Raw genomic sequence first — 22,993 nt, 5'->3', positions numbered from 1 at the left:
AGGCCTCATCTCAATATGTTAATTGAGATGAAGCCATCCACCGCGCGAGGTTGTCGCGCTGTTAAAAAAGGGGTCGGCTTACGCCGTTATTGTTAACCGGCCTGGCGAATAATCAGCTGTGACAGACGGGTTTTAATGCGGAAGCACAGTTCACGGATCTGGAACTGATAGCGCGGCATGACTAAATCGTTAATATCCGCGCCGATCGAATCTTTAATCTGCAGATATTTGTTGGTCTGCGCGCCAATTTTCTGGAATTCCGCCTGGTAGCTGTCATAAGACGCCTGGCTGTAGAGACGCATCGCATCCAGCTCTTTACGGCACTGCTGAATGTTGCTGGCGCGATCGTCAGCGAACGAGGCAGCGGCCGGCTGGGCTGGCGCTTCGGTTACAAACGGCTGGCCGTCAGGCCGTGCAGCGGATTCAGCCATCGGCTGAGCGTCGGCGGCGGGCGGCGTTACCAGGCTATGAACAGGCTGTTGTTTCGCGCAGCCGGCCAGTGCCAGCAGGCTTGCCACCGCGATACCAGTCATTTTTTTCATTATTGTCACCAGGAGTTATTAAGGATGCTTGAAGCAAAAAATTATACGGCCATGGCCGAAAAGTTTCCTTGCCAGAGACGCATTCCTGGCATTTCGCTCGCGACCGCTTCGTTTTCGGCTACTAACTTACTTAATCTGCGGTAAAATTTCGAGAGTCGAATTATCCCTGAGTGAAATTAGTTCTCTACCAGACCGGTCGCATTCCGCTAAAGCGACCCGCACGCTGAAAACTTAAGCGGATGGTAAAACGTCAGCAATTTTTATGCGGCGCGGCTATAATCGCGCCACACACGATCTATTCGACTTCATTGATCCAACCGCGGACCCCTCTTTTTTATGCTGAGTTATCGCCACAGTTTTCATGCCGGCAACCACGCCGACGTGCTGAAACACACCGTTGAAAGCCTGATCCTCACCGCCCTGATGGAGAAGGAGAAACCTTTCCTCTATCTGGACACTCACGCCGGTGCCGGACGTTACCAGCTGAGCGGTGAGCACGCCGAACGTACCGGCGAATATCTGGAAGGCATTGCGCGTATCTGGCAACAGCCGGACGCACCGGCGCTGCTGAAGCCCTATCTGGCGGCGATTCGCAACCTCAACCCAACCGGCACGCTGCGCTATTACCCTGGCTCGCCGCTGATCGCCCGCCATCTGCTGCGCGACGAGGATAAGCTGCAGCTCACCGAACTGCATCCGACCGATTACCCGCTGCTGCGCAGTGAGTTCAGTAAAGATGCGCGCGCCCGCGTTGAACGCGCGGATGGCTATCAGCAGCTGAAGGCCAAACTGCCGCCACCGACCCGTCGCGGCCTGATCCTTATCGACCCGCCGTACGAAATGAAAAGCGATTATCAGGATGTGGTGAAAGGCATTCAGGAAGGTCACAAACGTTTCGCCACCGGCGTCTATGCACTGTGGTATCCGGTGGTGTTGCGCCAGCAGATCAAGCACATGCTGAAGGATCTGGAAGCCACCGGCATCCGCAATATTCTGCAGATCGAGCTGGCAGTGCGTCCGGACAGCGATCAGCGCGGCATGACCGCGTCCGGGATGATTGTCATCAACCCGCCGTGGAAGCTGAAAGCACAGATGGAAGAGCTGCTGCCGTGGCTGCACCAGAAACTGGTGCCCGCCGGCACCGGTCACTACAGCGTGACGCAAATCGTGCCGGAATAAGCGCTACACCTCAAATATCGCAAAATCATGCGCCAGTTCGGTGGCCGGAAACACCGACTGGCACTCAGCCAGTAGCCTTTCCCGATCCTGTGACAAATAGCGCGAGCTAAAGTGCGTAGCGATCATGCGTTTTGCGCCAGCGCGCTGTGCCACGCTGGCCGCCTGCACCGTAGTGGAGTGGCCGCGCCCGTTGGCTTTTTCCGCCATCGCCGCTTCAAGCGTGGTTTCATGCACCATCACATCGGCGTTCGCCGCCAGCTGCAACGCCACCTCGGTAGGGCCGGTATCGCCGAAGATCGCCAGCACTTTGCCTTTGGTGGCCGGGCCAAGATAGTCGGCACCGTTGATCTCGCGGCCATCTTCCAGCGTGATGCGTTTGCCCTGTTTCAGGTCCTGATACCACGGGCCGCGCGGCACACCTTCCGCCTTCAGGCGCGGTGCGTCAAGGAAGCCCGGCTTATCATGCTGTTCGATGCGGTAGCCATAGCACTCAACCACGTGATTCAGCGCATAAGCAGTGACGCGAAACTCACCGTTATCCAGCACCGGACCGGCTTCGATCTCTACAATCTCCAGTGGATAGCCGGTATAAGAGCCACTCAGGCTGAGCGCGGTGTCGACAAACTGGCGCAATCCTTTCGGACCGTACAGCGTCATCGGCTCGGTCAGGCCCGCCATCGAACGGCTGGTGAGCAGACCCGGCAGGCCAAAGATGTGATCGCCATGCAAATGGGTAATAAAGATTTTTTCCAGCTTGCCGGGCTTAAGCGCCGATCGCATAAACTGATGCTGCGTCGCTTCGCCACAGTCGAACAGCCAGGTTTCGCCGCGCTTCGACAGCGTCAGCGCAATGGCGGTGACGTTGCGCTGCAGGCTGGGCGCGCCCGCGCCGGTACCAAGAAATGTCAGGTGCATGATAAGTTCCTTTGAGCCAACCCCTTGCCGGCATTCAACCCTATTACATACATAGGTGCAAACTTTGCGCCGGTAACTGAAGCGGCGTTACACTCTATGCCAGTTTTCCTCCAACAGATGGACACAACGGATGACCAGACATTTTGATTACCTCGCCATTGGCGGCGGCAGCGGCGGTATCGCCTCCATTAACCGTGCGGCGATGTATGGCCAGAAGTGCGCGCTGATCGAAGCGAAAGAGCTGGGCGGCACCTGCGTCAACGTCGGCTGTGTACCGAAGAAAGTGATGTGGCATGCGGCGCAAATCGCCGAAGCGATTCACCTGTACGGTCCGGATTACGGCTTTGATACCACCGTTAATCGCTTTGACTGGTCAACGCTGGTGAAAAATCGCAGCGCCTACATCGACCGTATCCACACCTCGTACGACAACGTGCTGGGTAAAAACCAGGTGGAAGTGATCAAAGGGTTCGCGCGCTTTGTCGATGCCCACACGGTGGAAGTCAACGGCGAGACCATTACCGCCGACCATATCCTGATCGCCACTGGCGGTCGTCCCAGCCATCCGCAGGTGCCGGGCGCAGAGTACGGCATCGATTCCGACGGCTTCTTTGAACTGGAGGCGCTGCCAAAACGCGTTGCGGTGGTAGGCGCAGGCTATATTGCGGTAGAGCTGGCCGGCGTGGTGAATGCGCTGGGCGCAGAAACTCACCTGTTTGTGCGTCAGCATGCGCCGCTGCGCAGCTTTGACCCGCTGATTGTTGAGACGCTGGTAGAAGTGATGCAGGCGGAAGGTCCGACGCTGCACACCGAATCGATCCCGAAAGCGGTGATCAGGAACGCTGACGGCAGCCTGACGCTGCAGCTGGAAAACGGTCAGCAGCAGACGGTGGATTGCCTGGTATGGGCGATTGGCCGCGAGCCCGCCACCGATAACCTCAACCTGGCGGTGACCGGTGTGGCGCTGAATGACAAAGGCTACATTCAGGTCGACAAGTTCCAGAACACTAACGTTAAAGGCATCTATGCGGTAGGTGATAACACCGGTGCGGTCGAGCTGACGCCGGTGGCCGTGGCGGCAGGCCGTCGCCTGTCCGAACGCCTGTTTAATAACAAGCCGGACGAGCATCTCGACTACAGCAACGTTCCCACCGTGGTGTTCAGCCATCCGCCGATTGGCACCGTCGGTCTGACCGAGCCGCAGGCGCGTGAGCAGTATGGCGACGACCAGGTAAAAGTGTACAAATCGTCGTTCACCGCCATGTATACCGCCGTGACCCAGCACCGTCAGCCGTGCCGCATGAAGCTGGTATGCGTGGGGCCGGAAGAGAAGATTGTGGGTATTCACGGTATCGGCAACGGCATGGATGAGATGCTGCAGGGCTTTGCGGTGGCGCTGAAGATGGGCGCCACCAAAAAAGACTTCGACAACACCGTGGCGATTCACCCGACGGCGGCGGAAGAGTTCGTCACCATGCGCTAACACCGCCTCAGCGCCATCATCGCAGCCCCCGCCTGGGGGCTTTTTTGTTTGCTGACTACTCAACAGCGCGCATACCCGCTATGATTTTTGCTTTGCTGGCCCGGCGGCCAGCGTTTTGCGGTAACGGGACGACGTCAGCACGTGAATATCATCAGCATAATTATGGAGTCGGGCAAAGCCGCGGTCGACGTCGCGCTTTATACCCTGATTCCCATCATGGTGGTGATGCTATTCATCATGAAATACCTCGAAGTGAAAGGCGTGCTGGATTTTGTCGTGCGCCACGCCACGCCGTTACTGAAGCCGCTGGGGATTACCGGCCTGGCGCTGTTCGCACTCATCCAGTTAAATTTTGTCAGTTTTGCCGCACCGCTCGCCGCGCTGGCGATCATGGAGAAGCGCGGCACTTCAGACCGCCACATGGCAGCCACGCTGGCGATGCTGTTTGCGATGGGCCAGGCCAATGCCTTTTATCCGCTGATTCCTGACGGGCTCAACTGGAGCGCCGCGCTGCTGTTCTCCATCAGCGGCGGCGTGCTGGCGGCCGCCTCAACCTATCACTTTTTTGCCCGCAAACTTTCCGACGTCGCGCTGCGCGATGAAGACCAGGGCGTGGAGAACAGCGACGCGAAGCCGGGGCTGATCGCCATCATCAACACCTCGGGTGCCGACGCCATTCGCCTCGCGCTCGGTTCGCTGCCGATGCTGATCCTTTCCTTGTCGGTAGTGGGCATCCTGAAGAGTGCCGGCGCCATTGAGCTGCTGACGCAGCTGCTGGCACCGCTGTTACACAAACTGCATATCGCCGAGGTGTATGTGCTGCCTGCCCTGACCAAATGCCTGGCTGGCGGCACCGCCTATTACGGCGTGGTTGCCGGTCTGGTCGAACAGGGGCAGTACAGTGCGCACAACATCAACGCCTCGGCAGGCCTGCTGATTCAGACCTTCGACCTGCCCGGCATCGGCATTTTCCTCGGTCTCTCCAGCCGTTTTCCGCGCCTGTTCCGCTTCGCCGTGCCCGGCATTTTGCTCGGCATTGCGCTGCGCGCCACGGCGCACAGCCTGCTGTTCTGATGCCCAACGCTTAATATTGACGTGATTCAGGCCGCTTTGAAAGCGGCCATCCCGACTCACGTAGCGAAAAATGACAATATTACATCCAGAGCAGCTCAGGCTTATTGAAGGTAACAAATTTCTCGGTAAAGAACCGACACTCATCAATAGCCAGATTAATTTTCATGGTAAGAACAATATTCTGGTATGTGAGGAGGGCGTAGTCCTGCAGGATTCCGTAGTGGATTTTCGGGCGGATAATTCAATCATTTATTTGAGCCAAAGTGCGATACCCTATATCGTTAAAATAATTGCATTCTCAAATTCGGTCTGCTTCATTGGCAGACATAATTACTTCAATGAAAAGTTAACGCTGATTCTCTCAGAAGAAAAAAATATCATCATTGGCAATCATTGTTGTCTCTCCTTTGGTATCTGGATGCGAACCGCCGATCCTCATCTGATATATAACATTGCGGATAATCAGCGCATCAATCATTCCCGTAGCATTTATATCGGCGATCACGTGTGGATCGGACAAAACGCGATGATTTTAAAAGGTTCATCGATCCACTCCGGCAGCGTAATTGGTGCCATGAGTCTGGTGGCGGGGAAAACGATACACTCCAATAGCTGCTGGGGCGGTAACCCAGTGAGAATGCTTAAAGAGAATATTGCCTGGTCCGGAGAAAGCGTTCATCACTGGACAGAAGCGACAACGCGTGCCTTTAACATGTGCGATACCGAACCAATGCAGTTTAACCATGACGACCATGTATTAAATATTGCCGTGGTTGAACAGGGGTTTAAAGATGCCCGTAATGTTGTTGATAAATGCCAATATCTGTTGAAGCAGATCGTTAAAAACGAAAATAAAAACCGTTTTTATGGTTAAGGTAAATAAAAGGGCCAACGATGTCAGCCAGTCCGTGTCAACCAGCCGCAGACCGCCATTAATAACGGTCTGCGCAACCAGGTGACACGGCAAAGTTACGCATCCGCGCCAAACGCCAGCGCTTTCTGCGTTCGCAGTTCTGCCAGCCGGGCTTCCAGCGCGGCTTCGATGTGCTGATAGGCCGTGCTGCCCAGCGCCAGCCGCAGCGGCATCGTTTCCTGATCCAGCGTCGCCAGCGTGGCCGCCACGCATTTTCCGGCATCACCCAATATAGCAAAGTCACCCGCTTCAATCGCCCGACGGAACTGACCGGATGCGTTATCACGATAGGCGTCGAGCGGCGCGGCGATATCCAGCCCGCTGGCGAAGTTGGTAACGGTCGGGCCCGGCTCCACCAGCAGCAGCTCGATGCCAAAGCTGGCGACTTCCTGGCGCACCGCTTCGACAAAACCTTCAATGCCCCATTTGCTGGCGTGATACAGGCTGAAATTGGGATACGCCACCTGGCCGCCCTCGGACGAGATCTGCGCAATGCGGCCACCGCCCTGCTGGCGCAAATGCGGGATGACGGCGCGAATCAGCTGGATCGATCCGGTGAGATTGGTGGCGATCTGACGTGCAATCTGCGCATCGCTCAGCTCTTCCGCCGCGCCAAACAGACCGTAAGCGGCGTTGCTTACCACCACATCAATACGCCCGACGCGGGCAAAGGCAGTGGCGATGGCCGGTGCGATACTGGCCGTTTCGGCCAGATCCAGCCGCATCACCAGCAGCCGATCGCCATATTGCTGCTGCAAATCAGCCAGTGCCTGCTCACGGCGCACCGTTGCCACCACGCGATCGCCGCGCTCAAGTAAGCGTTCACTCATCAGTCGGCCCAGTCCGCTGCTGGCACCGGTAATTAACCAGGTTTTCATTTTGCGCTCCTCATGTTGAAAACCTGATGATAGATCGCTTTACTGGTGGTCATAATCTCCCCAATCGCACATGACCTGGTGAGGAAATACCACCAATGAAACGCCCTTCATGGCACGAACTGCAGGCGATCAAAACGCTGGGCGAGCAGCGCAGCTTCCGGCGCGCTGCCGAGCTGCTTGGCCTGAAGCGATCTTCGCTCAGCCACCTGGTGAAAACGCTGGAGCACAACCTCGGCGTGCAGCTGTTTCAGCGCACCACACGCAGCGTGTCGCTGACCGACGCCGGTGAGCAGCTATTACAGCGCCTCGCGCCGCTGCTCAATCAGATGGATGAGGTGCTGCACGAGGTCAGCCTGAGCCGCCAGCAGCAGTACGGTACGCTGCGCATCAGCGCCAGCGATGTGGTGATTGGCCTGCTGCTGGATCAGGTAGTGCCCGAGTTCAGCGCACGCTATCCCGGTATTCAGCTTGATTTCGCCGCTCAGGGCGCGCTGGTAGATATCACCGCCGCCGGGTTTGATGCCGGCATCCGTCTGATTGAAGATGTGCCGCAGGATATGGTGGCTATTGCGCTCGGCGGCCCGCTGACCTTCGTTACCGTAGCCTCGCCCGACTATCTGGCGGCGCACGCGCCGGTGCGTCAGCCGCAGGATTTACTGCAGCAGCAGTGTATTCGTCATCGCCTGCCCGGGGGCAAACGCTATCGCTGGGAGTATCAGAGTGCGGAAGAAAGTCTGGAGATTGACGTGCCGGGTACGCTGACGTTAGACAATAACGCGCTGATGGCGCGCGCGGCCATCAACGGTTCAGGGATTGCGTTCGTGCCCTCACTGTACGTTAGCGAGGCACTGCAGCAGGGGAAATTAGTGGAGCTGCTGGCCGACTGGCGCATTCAGTCGGCGGGAATCGCGCTGTGGTTCCCGCCGAACCGGCATCAGTCGATGGCGCTGCGGCTGTTTATCGACGCATTGAAAACCCGCCTGCCGCACTACCGCTGAATCAGCCCTGACGCTGCGGCGCTTTGTGCACCATGGTGTAGGCGTAGTCGACGCCCATGCCGTAGGCACCGCTGTGCTCACGCACCAGATCCATCACTGCATCGTAGGTCTCTTTGCGTGACCAGTCGCGCTGGTACTCCAGCAGCACCTGCTGCCAGGTCACCGGCACCGCACCCGCCTGCACCATGCGCTGCACGGAACGTTCGTGCGCATCAACACTGGTGCCGCCGGAGGTATCGGTCACCACATACACTTCGTAACCGGCTTTCAGCGCCATCAGAGCCGGGAAAGTCAGGCACACTTCGGTCCACAGCGCCGAGATGATCAGTTTTTTGCGGCCGGTTTTCTCTACCGCCTCGACAAATTTCGCGTCTTCCCAGGAGTTCATGGAGGTACGCTCAATCGGCTTCGATTTCGGGTGCACCGCCAGCAGTTCTGGCCAGATGTAGCCGCTGAAGCTTTCCGTTTCTACCGAGGTGTAAATCACCGGCACGTCGAAAATTTTCCCCGCTTTCGCCAGGGCGACGGTGTTATTTTTGAGCTGCTGGCGGTCAATATTGGCGACACCAAACGCCATCTGTGGCTGGTGGTCGATGAAGATCAGGGTTGAGTTCTGTGGGTCAAGCAGGTCGAGTTTAGACATGATAGTTTCCTCTAAAGTGGTTTTAAATTTGTGTGTTGTGCTGCTGGAATAAACTTTAGAGAAAGCGCGGACAAAGAGATAACGCAAAGAATTTTACAACTTGTTCAAAGCGTTTTTAGAAGATTGATTTAAATGGATTAATTCACTCAAACGCAGCATTTTTGCTGGTAAAACAGCGGCTCACCGGCGTTGATTCTGCGCCTGCGACGGGCGTAATCTGTGGCGACAAAATCATAAAAAACACCATCGCAAAATGATCGTACGTCCTCATCAACACTGGTTTCTCCGGTTGTTTGACTGGCACGGCTCAGTGCTGTCTCGCATTGCGTTCCGCCTGTCGCTTAACCTGCTGATGTCAGTGATCGCCATTCTGGGTTATCCCTGGTATTCCACGCTCGGCATTCACCTGACCACCGCACCGTTCAGCCTGATTGGCGTGTCGATCGCCATCTTTCTTGGCTTTCGCAATAACGCCAGCTACGCGCGCTTTATTGAGGCGCGCACGCTGTGGGGCAATATGCACATCACTCAGCGCTCGCTGCTGCGCCAGGTGAAAACGCTGCGCGGACTGCGTGTGGAACAGGTGCAGGAGTTTATCGGGCTGCAACTGGCATTTAGCTGGAGCCTGAAACACCGGCTGCGTAAAACCGATGCGCAAGCCGATCTGCAGCGGCTGTTGCCGCCCGCATGGCACGCCGCGGTGCTCGGCCATCCGATGCCGACCTCGCAAATCATGTTATGCATGGGCGAATGGCTGGCGCAGCGGCGTGATGAGGGATTAGTGACGGATATCGTCTGGCAGAGTATTGATGACAACCTTAACCATTTGTCGGCGTATCTGGGTGGCTGCGACCGGCTGGCCAGCACACCGATTCCCTTCGCCTACAGCCTGATTCTGCACCGCACGGTGTATCTGTTCTGCACCCTGCTGCCGTTTGCGCTGGTGGCGGATTTGCACCTGATGACGCCGCTGGTGTCGGTGTTTATTTCGTACACCTTTTTGTCGCTGGAGTCGCTGGCGGAGGAGCTGGAAGATCCGTTCGGCACCGCGCCCAATCACCTGCCACTGGACGCGCTGTGCGTGAATATCGAACGCAATCTGAAAGCGATGAACAACGATTTCCCGCTGCCGGCAGCGAGCCAGCCGGACCGGTATTTTAATCTGACGTGACGGCACGAGCTGATTCAATCGCCATGCTCGCTGAGCGCACCGCATCGTAGCGGCGCGATTTATCGCGCTAATCCGACCGCTGCGCCGCTGTTTTTTGCGCAATAAATTGCGCCGCTACGGTTTGTGCGGAGGGTTACTGCAGCGCCGCTGCAAGCGCTCCTGGATTGATGCGCCAGTAAAGAAATTATCCCAGCTTATCCAGCCAGCGGACATACGCCTGGTCCCACAGCGCGGCGGGGGTGCCGGCTTTACCGAGGCCAAAGCCGTGGCCGCCGCTGCTCAGTTCGATTAGCTCAACCGGCACGCGCATACGGCGGCAGGCGTCGCGCATCAGCTCGGTGTTATGAGGGTTGGAGGTATGATCGTCCTCCGCCTGCGCCAGAAAGGTTGGCGGGTAGGCGCGGGTGACGTAATTTTGCACTGACCAGTTGGCTTCCTGGGTCGGCGTGGCGTCATTGCCCACGATCATCTGGTGAGTACGGGTGTGCTGATAAGGCGCTTCAAGGGTGATAACCGGGTAAATCAGCCCGACGCTGTCTGCGGTTGGCCGGATGTCATCCAGCGAATCCTGCGGTGAATAGGTAACGAAGTCAGGCCGCGCTGCCGCCATGCCGAGCAGATGGCCGCCGGCCGAAAAGCCCAGCAGGTGCACCTTGTTTTCCATCGCGCGCACCATGCGAATCGCGCGCTGCGCATCCTGCAGCGGCGCCAGTCTGCCGGCCTGCCACTTTTCACCCGGCAGACGATAGCTCAGCACGTAGGCGGTATACCCGTTGGCATTAAGCCAGCGCGCGACCGGCCAGGCTTCGCGCCCCATGCCGATAAAACGGTAGCCACCACCAGCCGCAACGATCACCGCTTCGCCGTTGGGATTCTCCGGACGAAAGCGCTGAATGGCGGGAGAGACGATATTGGTCCACGAACCGTTAGCGCTGACTTTCAGTAAGCCAGACGGACCGCCGCCGCCCGGTGGGTCGTCCGGCCAGAGCGGAATAATGTCATCCCGGGCAAACAGTTTGCCCGCCGTCATGGAGAGTACGGTTGCTCCGCTAGCCAACAGAAAACGACGCCGTGTAATCATCTTGCCCAGTAGCCGGTATGGAAAATGCGCCAGCCCGAAGGCGGCGTCTCATTATGTGATGCAGGTCCTGTTTCAATCTGGCGATAATGTACGCATTTCGTACAAAAAAGCCATAAAAAAACGCGCCAGAAAAGGCGCGTATTCACGAAGAGAAGGGAAAATTAATCCTGCTGCTGGAATTGAGTCATCACCGTCTGCTCACACTGCTGCTGATCGTGGCGCAGCTTCGCCCGCTCTTCTTCGCCCAGCTCCAGCCAGCCGTTGACCACTTCCTGCGCGGTTTCCTCGTTGAAGGAAGGCTTGTTCATGGCCGACGGTGACTGGCTGGCCGCCAGCTGTGACTTCATTTTCTCAGTGTAGCTCTGCATGTCACCGGTTTTCTGCTCCCCGCTAACAATGTGGCACAGCTGGCTGGCATAGATATTCTCCTGCGCGTCGGCATCCGTATCATCCGCCAGCGCGCTGGCGGACAGCGACAGCCCTACCAGGGCGATAAGCAATGCTTTCATAATAAGCTCCCGTTATTTCCAGAAAATCAAGTTTCATCTTGCTGCGTGCGTGCCGCCTGCCGGGCAGCACGCCAGTTCAGTAGCGGCGTCACCGTGATGCCGTGCAGCACAATGCTGCACACCACCAGCGTCAGCGCCATGTCCATCATCTGTTCCGCCTGCGGGCCCTGCAGGCCATGCACCCAGGCATAAGCAATATAATTGATACTGCCGATGCCGCGAATCCCCAGCCAGCCAATCAGCATCCGCCGCATAAACGGCATTTCGCAGCGCCAGGTGGTCAGCCATACCGCCAGCGGCCGCACCACCACAAACAGCAGCAACGCCAGGCCGATGCCGGTGAGATTCCAGTGATGCGCCAGCGTGATGCCCAGCACCACCATCATCGCTGCCGCCAGCAGGCGTTCGATAGTATCACCAAACGACAGCGCATCGCCGACCACCAGGCCAACCGATTTTACCGGGCTGCCGCCCTGCTGCTTCAGACGCTGGTTAGGATTGACCAGCACTTCTGCCGGCAGGTAGCGCTTCTCTTCCGGCAGATCTTCCAGCGGAAAGCGTTTGGTCACGCGCAGCTCGGCGCGGCGCAAGCCGACGCCTGCTGCAAAGGTGGCAAGAAAGCCAGACGCATCCACCGACTGCGCCGCCGCGTAGCTCAGGGCGATCAGTGCCAGCGCGAGAAAATCATTGGGCGCCACGTCGTGATGCGCGCTGCGCAGATGGGTCGCCAGCTGGCCGATCAGTCGTCCGAGCAGGTAACCAATCGCCAGCCCGCCGCCAATCGCCCACAGCACATCGCGCGCCGCCCAGCCGCCCAGCAGCTCGAGACTGATGGCGCCCGGATGCATCAGCAGCAGCGCCAGCATCAGCAGCGGCAGCGCCGAGCCGTCGTTCATACCAGCTTCGCTGGAGAGCGCCACGCGCAGCGCATCGTCATCGCGCGCATCGTTAACGGAGATCAGACTGGCGAGTACCGGGTCAGTCGGGGCAACAATGGCACCAAACGCCAACGACAGCGGCCAGCCAAAACCGGTAATCCAGTGAATCAGGCAGGCCATGCCGCCGACGGTCAGCAACATCGCCGGGAATGCCAGCCGCAGCCCGACACGCCACGCGTGCGCGCTCATCGGCAGACGCAGCTTGAGCCCGGTGATAAACAGCGAGGCGGCCATGGTGATTTCGGTGATATGGGCGGCGAGCTCGGCGTGGCCGATAATGTCGATTTGCAGCAGATTAAGCATCCACGGGCCGCACAGAATGCCCGCGAACAGGTAGAGACCAAACGACGTCACCGGCCCCCGGTGAATCCAGCCGGAAGCCAGTGACATCAAAAGTAGCAGACCGCCAGTGAGGGCGGTCCAGGCCAGGAAGTTCATAACGCTCCGTTTTTAAATAACATTCTCCTTTAAGCCTGGCACAGGATCGTGAATTAGTTTTGCAGATGGCGACTGGCGAGGCGAATCAGCAGCGCAAGCACAGCGGCAGCCGTCGCAAGGCTGACCACGCCATTCCAGCCGAAATGGGCCAGCGCCAGGCTGCCGAGCGCCGCGCCGGTCGCCATACCGATAAACACCACGGTGAACATCAGCGCATTGAGGCGGCTGCGCGCTTCCGGCGCCAGGCTGTAGACCAGCGTCTGATGCGCCACCAGCGTGGCCTGCACGCCAAGGTCAAAGCCGATGGTGCTGAGGATAATCAGGCCGAGCTGCGCCGGCACCGGCAGCACCGGCAGCAGGAACATCAGGGCAAACGACACCATCACCAGCGTGGCGCCATACTGGGTGACACGCGCCGGGCCGATGCGGTCGGCAAAACTGCCCGCCAGCGGCGCGGCCAGCGCCCCGGCGGCACCGGCCAGACCGAAGGCCCCTGCCACGGCGCTGTCGAGATGGAAGCGATCGCTCAGCATCAGCGCCAGGGTAGACCAGAAGGCGCTAAAACTTACCGACAGCAGGCCCTGCGCCAGCGCCGCACGGCGCAGCGTCTGGTGATGCTGCCACAGATGCGCCAGCGACAGCAGCAGACGCGGATAGCTCACCGTGGTGCCCGGCGTAAAGCGCGGCAGCGCGCGCCACAGCGCCAGACTGCTCAGCAGCACCGCCGCCGCTGCCATCATGTACATGGTGCGCCAGCCCAGATACTCCGCCACTACGCCGCTCACCACGCGCGACAGCAGAATGCCGACCAGCAGCCCGGTCATCACCGTGCCGACGGTTTTGCCACGGCTGCGCTCCGGTGCCAGCGCCGCTGATGCCGGCACAATGTCCTGCGCCACGGTAGCGGTTAATCCGGTAACAAAGCTGGCAATCAGCAACGCATTGATGCCGCCGGAAAAGCCGCACAGCAGCAGCGCGGCGACCAGCAGCAAGCCTTTAACCAGAATGATGGTGCGGCGATCGTGGCGGTCACCGAGCGGGGCCAGCAGCAGAATCCCCAGCGCGTAACCAGCCTGGGTCAGCATCGGCACCATACCGACGCTGCCAATGCCCACATTGAACTGCTTACTGATGATATCCAGCATCGGCTGGCTGTAGTAAATCGATGCCACGCTAAGACCGGCACCGGCCGCCAGCGTAAACACCAGCGGCGCCGGCAGCTTTTCAGCAGGCATGGCAGAAGATTGAGACATGGCAGACATAGTGGTTTCCCCCGTGATAATGCGCTTATTAAAGCGCGTTGCGGCCATACGCGGTAGACTGCTATGACACAGAACTGTTATGCATGGTACGTATGAGCACACTCACCAGCGTTGACCGCATCGAACTGATGCAGACGTTTATCCGCATTGTTGAAAGCGGCTCGCTGTCGGCGGCCGCGGCGCAGCTCGGCACCACCCAGCCCACCGTGAGTCGCCGTCTGCAGGCGCTGGAGCAGCGGCTCGGCCTGAAACTGATTTTACGCACCACCCATGCGCTGAAACTCACCGACGACGGGGAACGCTGCTATGCCCAGGCGCGGCAGCTGGTGGCGACCTGGCACGCGCTGGAAGATGAGTTAACCGGCGCGAATGACGACCCGATCGGCACCCTGCGCGTGCGTGCGCCGCATGCATTTGGTCAGGATCAGTTGATTGCACCGCTGATGGATTATCTGCAGCGCTATCCGCGCCTGGCAGTAGAGTGGATGCTCAACGACCGCACGCCGGACTTTGTCAGTGAAAACGTTGACTGCGCCATTCAGGTCGGCGCGCCCACCGATCCGTCGGTGGTGGCGGTGCTGCTGGCGGAAGTGCCGCGCTTTGTCGTTGCGGCACCGGCGCTGCTGGCGGCTCATGCGCCGGTGAAAGAGGTTACCCAGCTGACGCAGCTGCCGTGGCTGGCGCTGACCAGTTTTTATCGTAACGAAATCGCGCTGCAGCGTCTCAGCGACGGCCAGCCGATCAACCTGGCGATTGCCCCGCGCCTCGCCAGCGATAGCCTGTACGCGGTGCGTAAAGCCGCGCTGGCGGGCATGGGCGCCGCGATTGTGTCGTCATGGGTGGTGCAGGAGGATTTAGCCAGCGGCGCGCTGGTGCAGCTGGTGCCCGACTGGCAGGCACCGCCGCTGCCGGTGTGGCTGACCTACCCGTGGGCCAGTTATTATCCGGCCCGCCTGCAGCATTTTTTCGCGATGATCAGGGACGTGATGCCGCAGCTGACCGGCACGCAGCCGGTGCGGTGATGGGCCAGGTCGCCATGAATGGCGACCCTACGGGGCACTGCGGTTTTTACAGGGTGCGCATTTATGCGCACCTGGTGCAATCGGTCAGCTCGTGCGTGAAGGTCACGATTTTTTTTCAACCTTCGACATATTATCCAGCCAGCCCATCACAAAGGCCGACAGCACGAAGGTCAGGTGAATGATCACGTACCACATCAGCTTTTCGTTGGCGACGTTGCGCGCATCCATAAAAATACGCAGCAGGTGAATCGATGAGATCGCCACAATCGAAGCTGCCACTTTGTTTTTCAGCGAGCCGGAATCCATCTTGCCGAGCCAGCTCAGCTTCTCTTTGCTTTCATCGATATCCAGCTTGGAGACAAAGTTCTCATAGCCGGACAGCATCACCATGACCAGCAGGCCACCAACCAGCGTCATGTCCACCAGCGACAGCAGCAGCAGAATCAGATCGTTTTCCGCGATGCTGAGAATGTTGGGCAGCAGGTGAAAAATTTCCTGAAAAAATTTAACCGTCAGCGCCAGCAGCCCCAGCGAAAGTCCAATGTAAACCGGTGCCAGCAGCCAGCGCGATGCATACATCAGGTTTTCGGTAAAACGTTCCATAAGTTCCCATTTATCAACAGACAAGCCATCGAGTATAACCGAACTTATGTGAAGTTATTTCAGTGCTTCTTCAGAAATTTCAGGCGCGACTGGCAGCGGCAGCGACAGGCGAAACACCGCCCCGCCCTGCGGCCGGTTTTCCGCCCAGATGCGACCGCGATGTGACTCAATAATGGTTTTGCTGATGGCCAGCCCCAGCCCGACGCCCGGCACGGCCGACTCCTTGTCGCCGCGGGCAAACTTGTCAAAAATGCGCGTCAGATTCTCCGGCGCAATGCCCGGTCCGTTATCCCATACGGCGATCTCCAGCCGGGTTTTATCGCGCCAGGCGCGAATGCCGTGCTGCGCGGCATTGCCGGCATACTTCAGGCTGTTTTCGATCAGGTTAGTAAACACCCGCTCCAGCATCGCGCTGTCGCCTTTGATCAGCACCAGCTCCGACGGCAAATCCAGCGTAAAGTCGTGCCCTTTCAGCGACGGTCCCATGCTGCTTAGCGCGCCGCCAATCACCTCGTCCAGCGCCACCCACTCTTCGCGCAGGTTGAGCCCGCCGGACTGAATACGCGCCATATCCAGCATGTTACTCACCAGCCGGATGGTGCTCAGCGTCTGTTCGCGGATCTGATTGGCCTGGCCGACGTATTTCGACTGCTCGCTGGCGAGGTCCAGCATCAGCATCTCAGCCTGGCCAAACAGCACCGTCAGCGGCGTGCGCAGATCGTGGGACAGCGCCGACAGCAGCGCATTACGCAGCTGCTCGCGCTCGGCGGCCAGCCGTGACGCGGCTTCGCTGTGCGACAGCGCCATGCGTTCCAGCGCGTTGGCAATCAGCACCGTAAACGTCTCCACCAGCCTCTGCTGTTCGGGAATCATCAGCTGGCGCAGGTTGTCCGGCTCAACCACCAGCAGGCCGCGGCAGTGCGCCCCGCTTTTCAGCGGCAGAATCTGGTACGGCACCGCCGGTAACGTATCGGTGCCGGCACCGGCCGGTTGCCCTTTGCTGTAGCTCCATTTGGCGATGCCGAGGTCGGGCGGCGTCCCGATGGTGCTTTCACCCGCCGACTGCAGCTCACCCTGTTCGTCGGGCAGCAGCAGCTGGCTGCGCGCCTGCAGCGTCACCTCAATAACGCGCTGGCTGGTGGCAGCGATATCCTGCGGCGTCAGCGCGCTGCCGAGCGATTTCGCCATCTCATACAGATGACGCGCGCGCTGTTCACGGTAGCGCGCCACCCGCGCCTGATAGCGCACGCCGGCGGTGAGATTGCCGACAATCACCCCGACCGCCAGCATCACCGCAAAGGTCACCAGATATTGCAGATCCGATACCGCCACCGTGCCGGTGGGGGCCACAAACACCAGGTCGAAGGCCAGAATATTGATTACCGTGGCGAATACCGACGGCCAGCGGCCAAAGCGCAGCGCCACCAGCACCACCGCCAGCAGATAGATCATCACCGCGTTGGCGGTATCAAACTCCACCAGCCACCAGCGGCCAATCAGCGTCACCAGCACGCAGAGCGCGATCGCCATCAGACACCCGCGCAGGTGCAGCCGCCATTTCTCGCCGCTGGCACGCTGGCCGCTCAGGGCCGCTGGCACATCGCGCACCGGCTCATCCAGCGCCACTACCAGCAGGTCAAGCTCCGGCCCCAGCTCGCCGAGACGCTGGGCAAAGCTGTCGCGTCGCCAGCGCCGCTGCGGCTGCCGGCCGGTAACAATTTTGCCGAGATTGTGCTCGCGCGCATAGCGCAGCACCGCGCGCGCCTCGTCCGGATCGGACAGCGTGGCGGTCTCCGCGCCCAGCTCCTGCGCCAGCTGCAGCGTGCGCAGAATGGCGCGCCTCTGCGCTTCCGGCAGTCGGTTGAGGCGCGGCGTTTCCACATACACCGCATGCCACTCGCTGCCGAGCCGGGCAGCGAGACGGGCGGCGGTGCGTACCAGCTTTTCACTGCCGGTGTCGTCACCGATGCATAGCAGAATCGCGTCGCGCGTGTGCCACACTTTGTCGCGCCCCTGCTGATCGCGCCATGCGCGCATCTGATCGTCTACCCGGTCGGCCGTGCGGCGCAGCGCCAGTTCACGCAGCGCGAACAGGTTGCCTTTGCGGAAGAAATTTTCGATGGCGCGCTCGGCGCGGTCGCCGACGTACACTTTGCCCTCTTTCAGCCGCTGACGCAGATCGTCCGGCGGCAGATCCACCAGCACCACTTCGTCGGCGCTGTCGAAAAAGGGATCGGGTACGGTTTCGCGCACCTGAATGCCGGTGACGCCGCCCACCACATCATTCAGGCTCTCCAGATGCTGCACGTTGACGGTGGTAATCACGTCGATACCGGCATCCAGCAGCTCTTCAATGTCCTGCCAGCGCTTGGGATGGCGCGAGCCCTGTACGTTGGTGTGCGCCAGTTCATCCATCAGGATCACCGCCGGGTGGCGCGCCAGCGCGGCGTCGAGGTCGAATTCCGCATGGCGCGACCGACCAGTGGCGCGCCGCGCCAGCACCGCCAGTCCCTGCAGCAGCGCGGCGGTCTCTTCACGGCCGTGGGTTTCGACCACGCCAGCCAGCACGTCCAGCCCCTGCGCACGCAGGCGCTGCGCCTCCTGCAGCATGGCGTAGGTTTTCCCTACGCCCGCGCAGGCGCCGAAGTAGATTTTCAGTTTACCGCGATGGCTGTCGCTGTGATTGAGCAGCAGGGCATCGGGATCGGGGCGCGGTAATTCGTCGTTCATGCGAGGTCCATTTTTATCGCGTGCACCAATGTGGCATTGCGCAATAAATTGCGCCGCTACGGTATGTGCACATTTTTGTAGCGGCGCGATTCTTCGCGCGGTTTGAAACTATCCCTGCAAATCATCCAGCGCCATATTCAGCCGCAGCACGTTCACCGTTTCTTCGCCGATAAACGGCAGCAGCGGGCGCTCGGTGTTGCGCGCAATCAGCGCCTCGACGTCTTTCAGCGTCATGTTGCGCGCTGCCGCAACGCGCGGTGCCTGCCACAGCGCAGCTTCAGGGGAGATGTCCGGATCCAGGCCGCTGCCTGAAGCGGTTACCAGCTCCACCGGCACCGCTGCCGGCGCCTGCGGATTGGCAGCGCGCAGCGCAGCCACCCGCTCCGCCACCGCTTTATCCAGCGCCGGATTACTGGCGGCAAGGTTGCTGCCGCCTGATGCCTGCGCGTTGTACGGCACGTCGCTGGTGGCCGATGGACGGCCCCAGAAGTGGCCCGGCTGGCTGAACGCCTGACCGATCTGCTCTGAGCCGCGCACCGCGCCGTCGCGCTCAATCAGCGAACCGTTGGCCTGCGACGGAAACCACCACTGCGCCAGGCCGGTGGTCAGCAGCGGATAGACCGCGCCGGTCAGCAGGGTAAGCAGCACTAACAATACTATAGCCGGACGTAACTGACTCATTTCTCTTCTCCTTACACCAGGCCCGACAGCGTCAGCAGCAGGTCGATCGCTTTAATGCCAATAAACGGCACCACTAAACCGCCTACGCCATAAATCCACAGATTGCGGCGCAGCAGCGCCGCCGCGCTCATCGGCCGATAGCTCACGCCTTTCAGCGCCAGCGGAATCAAAAACACAATCACCAGCGCGTTGAAGATCACCGCCGACAGAATCGCCGAGGCCGGTGAATGCAGCGCCATCACGTTCAGCATATTGAGCTGCGGATAGGTCACGGCAAACGCCGCCGGGATGATGGCGAAGTATTTCGCCACATCGTTGGCGATACTGAAGGTGGTAAGCGAACCGCGCGTCATCAGCATCTGTTTGCCGATGTGCACCACTTCCAGCAGTTTGGTCGGGTTGGAGTCAAGATCGACCATGTTGCCCGCCTCTTTCGCCGCCTGGGTACCGGAGTTCATCGCCACCGCCACGTCAGCCTGCGCCAGCGCGGGCGCATCGTTGGTGCCGTCGCCGGTCATCGCCACCAGGCGCCCTTCCGCCTGATACTGGCGAATCAGCGCCAGCTTGGCTTCCGGCGTCGCTTCCGACAGGAAGTCATCGACACCGGCTTCCGCCGCAATCGCCGCGGCGGTTAACGGGTTATCACCGGTGATCATCACCGTTTTGATGCCCATCTTGCGCAGCTCGGCGAAACGCTCCTTAATGCCGCCTTTAACGATGTCCTTCAACGCCACCACGCCCAGCACCTGCGCGCCTTCAGCCACCACCAGCGGCGTACCGCCGGCGCGTGCCACCTCTTCCACCCGGGCATTGACCTCAGCCGGGAAGCTGCCGTGGCTGGCTTCGATATGACGGCGTACCGCGTCGACCGCGCCTTTACGGATCAGGCGATCCTGCACGTTGACGCCGCTCATGCGCGTCTGTGCGGAGAATGGGATAAAGCTGGCGCCCATGCTGCTGAGATCGCGTTCGCGCAGGTTAAATTTCTGCTTCGCCAGCACCACGATGCTGCGCCCTTCCGGCGTTTCATCGGCCAGCGATGCCAGCTGCGCCGCGTCGGCCAGCTGCTGCTCGCTGACGCCCGGCGCGGGCAGGAACTGCGTCGCCTGGCGGTTACCGAGCGTGATGGTGCCGGTTTTGTCCAGCATCAGCACATCCACGTCACCGGCAGCCTCCACGGCGCGCCCGCTGGTGGCAATCACGTTGGCTCCCAGCATGCGGCTCATGCCCGCCACGCCAATCGCCGACAGCAGTCCGCCGATGGTGGTGGGAATCAGGCACACCAGCAGCGCCACCAGCACCGTCACGCTAACCGGCGTGCCGCCCCAGGCGGAAAACGGCCACAGCGTGGCGGTCGCCAGCAGGAACACAATGGTCAGCGACACCAGCAGGATGGTCAGGGCGATTTCGTTGGGCGTTTTGCGGCGTTTCGCGCCTTCCACCATGGCGATCATGCGGTCGAGGAAAGTCTCGCCCGGATTGACGCTGCACTGAATCACCAGCCAGTCCGACAGGATGCGCGTCCCGCCGGTTACCGAGGCAAAATCCCCGCCGGATTCACGAATCACCGGTGCCGATTCGCCGGTAATGGCGCTCTCATCGACCGATGCGCCGCCCTCCAGCACTTCACCGTCGCACGGGATGATGTCCCCGGCTTCCACCAGCACCACATCGCCTTTGCGCAGCGTATCGGCCGCCACCGGCCGCCACTGCGCACCGTGAAACGGTTCCGCCAGTTTCTTCGCATCGCTGTGCTTGTTCACCCCTTTCAGGCTGTTGGCCTGCGCCTTGCTGCGCCCTTCCGCCAGTGCTTCGGCGAAGTTAGCGAACAGCACGGTAAACCACAGCCAGATGGCGACCGCCGCGGTAAAGCGGGCGCTGCCGTTCAGCTGCCCCGCCGCCATACCGATGGCCAGTAGCGAGGTGAGCACGCTGCCGATCCACACCAGAAACATCACCGGGTTGCGAAACTGTACGCGCGGATCGAGTTTTTTCACCGCATCCAGCATCGCGGTGCGCGTCAGCGCCGCATCAAACAGCGCCAGTTGTTGACGACTCATGATTCCGTTATCCCTGAATAAGTTGCAGATGTTCCGCTACCGGGCCAAGCGCCAGCGCGGGAACGAAGGTCAGCGCACCCACCAGCAGCACGGTGCCCACCAGCAGTGCGATAAACAGCGGGCCGTGAGTCGGCAGCGTGCCGTTGCCCACCGGCTGAATTTTCTTCGCCGCCAGCGAACCGGCAATGGCCAACACCGGAATGATGATGCCGAAGCGGCCGACCAGCATGCAGAAGCCCAGCAGCAGGTTCCAGAACGGGGTGTTGGCGCTGAGACCGGCGAAGGCGCTGCCGTTGTTGTTGGCCGCCGACGACACCGCATACAGCACCTCGCTGAAGCCGTGAATGCCAGGGTTGGCCATACCGGCGCGTCCGGCTTCGGTCATCATCGCCAGCGCAGTACCCAGCAGCACCAGCGTCGGCGTCACCAGAATCGCCAGCGCGGTCATTTTCATCTCCCACACATCGATCTTTTTGCCCATGTACTCCGGCGTACGGCCAATCATCAGACCGGCGATAAACACCCCGAGCAGCACAAACAGCAGCATGCCGTACAAGCCGGCACCGACGCCGCCGAACACCACTTCGCCCAGCTGCATCAGCCACATCGGCACCATGCCGCCCAGCGCAGTGAAGGAGTCATGCATGGCGTTTACCGCACCGCACGACGCCGCGGTGGTGATCACCGCAAACAGGCTGGAGTTGAGAATGCCGAAGCGTGTCTCCTTGCCTTCCATGTTGATCGCGCTATCGGCGCCCAGGGTCAGAAAATGCGGATTGCCACGCAGCTCAGCCCACATCACCGCGACCACCGCCAGCACAAACATGATGCTCATCGCCCACAGCAGCATATGGCCCTGACGGCGATCGCCCAGCTGCTGACCAAAGGCAAAGCACAGCGCGGCCGGGATCAGGAAGATGCTCAGCATCTGCACAAAGTTGGTCAGTGCCGTAGGGTTTTCGAACGGATGCGCCGAGTTGGCGTTAAAGAAACCGCCGCCATTGGTGCCGAGCATTTTGATCGCTTCCTGCGAGGCTACCGGCCCGAGCGGCAGCGTTTGCTGCGCGCCTTCCAGCGTGGTGAAGGCATGATAGGGTTCAAAGTTCTGAATGCTGCCCTGGCTGACAAAAAACAGTGCCATCAGCAGGCTAATCGGCAGCAGCACGTAGACGGTGATGCGCGTCAGGTCACGCCAGGCGTTGCCGAGCGTTTCCAGCGAACGGTTGGCAAAACCGCGCATCAGCGCAAACGCCACCGCAATACCGGTTGCCGCCGAGAGGAAGTTTTGCACCGTTAAGCCCGCCATCTGGCTGAAGTAACTCAGCGTGCTCTCGCCCGCGTACGCCTGCCAGTTGGTATTGGTGACAAAACTGATCGCCGTATTGAGCGCCAGATCCCAGCTCAGGCCAGGCAGATGCTGTGGATTGAGCGGCAGCGCGCCCTGCCCCATCAGCATCGCCAGCAGCAGCACAAAGCCGAGCGCGTTAAACAGCAGGATGGCCAGCAGATAGTGCGGCCAGCGCATCGCCGCGCCGTCAACGCCGGCCAGACGCCACAGCACGCGTTCGCTGCGCGCCAGCAGGGGCTTATCCGCCACCATCAGCGCCAGCAAGCGGCCCAGCGGCTGCGCCAGCACCATCAGCACCAGCAGATAGCACGCAATCAGTAAAAACGCATTCGCCGCCATCAGAATGCCTCCGCATTAAGCAGGGCATAAATCAGGTAGCCCAGTAATAAAAATACCAGCACGATGCCGGCTATCACGCCCACACTCACAGCAACCTCCAGAGGATTTGGTAGTGCAGCAAGCATGCGCGGCGCGGCATAAAGAAGGGGTAAAAAGGCGCAGAGCGGGCGTAAAGAAAGTATAAAA

Annotated in this window: 21 protein-coding genes; 7 read left to right on the top strand and 14 right to left on the bottom strand. The window is 60.0% G+C overall.

The genetic code is table 11. The annotated features are described in order from the left end of the window. Positions 1-92 precede the first annotated feature (92 nt). Entirely contained in the window at positions 93-542 is a 450-nt protein-coding gene (locus AC6I7J_RS01025; protein WP_021508101.1) for a YuaE family lipoprotein, read from the bottom strand. Between the two features lie 336 nt (positions 543-878). Here AC6I7J_RS01025 and AC6I7J_RS01020 point away from each other — a divergent pair, with 336 nt between their 5' ends. After that, complete coding sequence (locus AC6I7J_RS01020) at positions 879-1,721, top strand: 23S rRNA (adenine(2030)-N(6))-methyltransferase RlmJ (protein ID WP_021508100.1); 843 nt, start codon at positions 879-881, stop codon at positions 1,719-1,721. 3 nt (positions 1,722-1,724) lie between these two features. Here AC6I7J_RS01020 and rnz read toward each other — a convergent pair whose 3' ends face one another. Further along, the gene (rnz, locus tag AC6I7J_RS01015; protein ID WP_059012345.1) at positions 1,725-2,636 is read right to left on the bottom strand and encodes a ribonuclease Z; all 912 of its coding nucleotides are present in this window, start codon (positions 2,634-2,636) and stop codon (positions 1,725-1,727) included. Positions 2,637-2,766: 130 nt separating this feature from the next. On the opposite strand from rnz, the gene gorA reads away from it, so the two are divergent. From gorA to AC6I7J_RS01000, 3 genes are all read left to right on the top strand, one after another. Continuing rightward, positions 2,767-4,119, top strand: a complete 1,353-nt coding sequence (gene gorA / locus AC6I7J_RS01010) for a glutathione-disulfide reductase (protein WP_058770933.1) — start codon at positions 2,767-2,769, stop codon at positions 4,117-4,119. 141 nt (positions 4,120-4,260) lie between these two features. Beyond that, positions 4,261-5,193 (top strand): nucleoside recognition family protein, encoded by a 933-nt coding sequence (locus tag AC6I7J_RS01005; protein WP_104094180.1) that lies wholly within the window; start codon positions 4,261-4,263, stop codon positions 5,191-5,193. 70 nt (positions 5,194-5,263) lie between these two features. Continuing rightward, the gene (locus AC6I7J_RS01000) at positions 5,264-6,067 is read left to right on the top strand and encodes an acyltransferase (RefSeq protein WP_498006549.1); all 804 of its coding nucleotides are present in this window, start codon (positions 5,264-5,266) and stop codon (positions 6,065-6,067) included. A 95-nt stretch (positions 6,068-6,162) separates the two neighbouring features. On the opposite strand, the gene AC6I7J_RS00995 is transcribed toward AC6I7J_RS01000, so the two are convergent. Continuing rightward, the gene (locus AC6I7J_RS00995; RefSeq protein ID WP_498006547.1) at positions 6,163-6,984 is read right to left on the bottom strand and encodes an SDR family oxidoreductase; all 822 of its coding nucleotides are present in this window, start codon (positions 6,982-6,984) and stop codon (positions 6,163-6,165) included. A 95-nt stretch (positions 6,985-7,079) separates the two neighbouring features. Between AC6I7J_RS00995 and AC6I7J_RS00990 the strand changes: the two genes are divergently transcribed. After that, the gene (locus tag AC6I7J_RS00990; protein ID WP_058775167.1) at positions 7,080-7,982 is read left to right on the top strand and encodes a LysR substrate-binding domain-containing protein; all 903 of its coding nucleotides are present in this window, start codon (positions 7,080-7,082) and stop codon (positions 7,980-7,982) included. 1 nt (position 7,983) lies between these two features. Here AC6I7J_RS00990 and AC6I7J_RS00985 read toward each other — a convergent pair whose 3' ends face one another. Beyond that, positions 7,984-8,625, bottom strand: coding sequence for a hydrolase (locus tag AC6I7J_RS00985; protein WP_498006544.1), 642 nt, complete (start codon positions 8,623-8,625; stop codon positions 7,984-7,986). Between the two features lie 253 nt (positions 8,626-8,878). Between AC6I7J_RS00985 and AC6I7J_RS00980 the strand changes: the two genes are divergently transcribed. Then, the gene (locus tag AC6I7J_RS00980) at positions 8,879-9,796 is read left to right on the top strand and encodes a bestrophin family protein (protein ID WP_059012349.1); all 918 of its coding nucleotides are present in this window, start codon (positions 8,879-8,881) and stop codon (positions 9,794-9,796) included. A gap of 184 nt (positions 9,797-9,980) precedes the next feature. Here AC6I7J_RS00980 and AC6I7J_RS00975 read toward each other — a convergent pair whose 3' ends face one another. The 4 genes from AC6I7J_RS00975 to AC6I7J_RS00960 all read right to left on the bottom strand — a co-directional run bounded on the left by AC6I7J_RS00975 (position 9,981) and on the right by AC6I7J_RS00960 (position 14,024). After that, the gene (locus AC6I7J_RS00975) at positions 9,981-10,877 is read right to left on the bottom strand and encodes an alpha/beta hydrolase (protein WP_058759350.1); all 897 of its coding nucleotides are present in this window, start codon (positions 10,875-10,877) and stop codon (positions 9,981-9,983) included. A 161-nt stretch (positions 10,878-11,038) separates the two neighbouring features. Then, positions 11,039-11,386: a hypothetical protein gene (locus AC6I7J_RS00970; protein WP_021507870.1), complete on the bottom strand. Its 348-nt coding sequence runs from the start codon at positions 11,384-11,386 to the stop codon at positions 11,039-11,041. Positions 11,387-11,412: 26 nt separating this feature from the next. After that, positions 11,413-12,762 carry a cation:proton antiporter gene (locus AC6I7J_RS00965; protein WP_498006542.1) on the bottom strand — a complete coding sequence of 450 codons (1,350 nt, stop codon included), beginning with the start codon at positions 12,760-12,762 and terminating at the stop codon, positions 11,413-11,415. Between the two features lie 53 nt (positions 12,763-12,815). Beyond that, entirely contained in the window at positions 12,816-14,024 is a 1,209-nt protein-coding gene (locus AC6I7J_RS00960) for an MFS transporter (protein WP_031279767.1), read from the bottom strand. Between the two features lie 92 nt (positions 14,025-14,116). Here AC6I7J_RS00960 and AC6I7J_RS00955 point away from each other — a divergent pair, with 92 nt between their 5' ends. Then, positions 14,117-15,046, top strand: coding sequence for a LysR family transcriptional regulator (locus AC6I7J_RS00955; RefSeq protein ID WP_021507873.1), 930 nt, complete (start codon positions 14,117-14,119; stop codon positions 15,044-15,046). A gap of 102 nt (positions 15,047-15,148) precedes the next feature. Here the strand turns inward: AC6I7J_RS00955 and AC6I7J_RS00950 are convergent, their stop codons facing one another. The 6 genes from AC6I7J_RS00950 to kdpF form a co-directional block, all read right to left on the bottom strand. Further along, positions 15,149-15,649, bottom strand: a complete 501-nt coding sequence (locus tag AC6I7J_RS00950; protein WP_021507874.1) for a TIGR00645 family protein — start codon at positions 15,647-15,649, stop codon at positions 15,149-15,151. 54 nt (positions 15,650-15,703) lie between these two features. Further along, positions 15,704-18,379: a two-component system sensor histidine kinase KdpD gene (kdpD, locus tag AC6I7J_RS00945; RefSeq protein WP_498006539.1), complete on the bottom strand. Its 2,676-nt coding sequence runs from the start codon at positions 18,377-18,379 to the stop codon at positions 15,704-15,706. A gap of 108 nt (positions 18,380-18,487) precedes the next feature. Continuing rightward, positions 18,488-19,060: a potassium-transporting ATPase subunit KdpC gene (gene kdpC, locus AC6I7J_RS00940; protein WP_021507876.1), complete on the bottom strand. Its 573-nt coding sequence runs from the start codon at positions 19,058-19,060 to the stop codon at positions 18,488-18,490. 11 nt (positions 19,061-19,071) lie between these two features. Continuing rightward, positions 19,072-21,120, bottom strand: a complete 2,049-nt coding sequence (gene kdpB, locus AC6I7J_RS00935; RefSeq protein WP_498006537.1) for a potassium-transporting ATPase subunit KdpB — start codon at positions 21,118-21,120, stop codon at positions 19,072-19,074. Positions 21,121-21,127: 7 nt separating this feature from the next. Next, positions 21,128-22,807, bottom strand: coding sequence for a potassium-transporting ATPase subunit KdpA (kdpA, locus tag AC6I7J_RS00930; protein WP_088516523.1), 1,680 nt, complete (start codon positions 22,805-22,807; stop codon positions 21,128-21,130). Beyond that, positions 22,807-22,896 carry a K(+)-transporting ATPase subunit F gene (gene kdpF / locus AC6I7J_RS00925; RefSeq protein ID WP_021507879.1) on the bottom strand — a complete coding sequence of 30 codons (90 nt, stop codon included), beginning with the start codon at positions 22,894-22,896 and terminating at the stop codon, positions 22,807-22,809. Before kdpF ends, kdpA begins: the two co-directional genes overlap by 1 nt. Positions 22,897-22,993 lie beyond the last annotated feature (97 nt).

Source organism: Type-C symbiont of Plautia stali (genome assembly GCF_059730935.1).
Note: the sequence above shows the minus strand (reverse complement) of the source record. Positions and strands in the feature narration are given on the sequence as shown.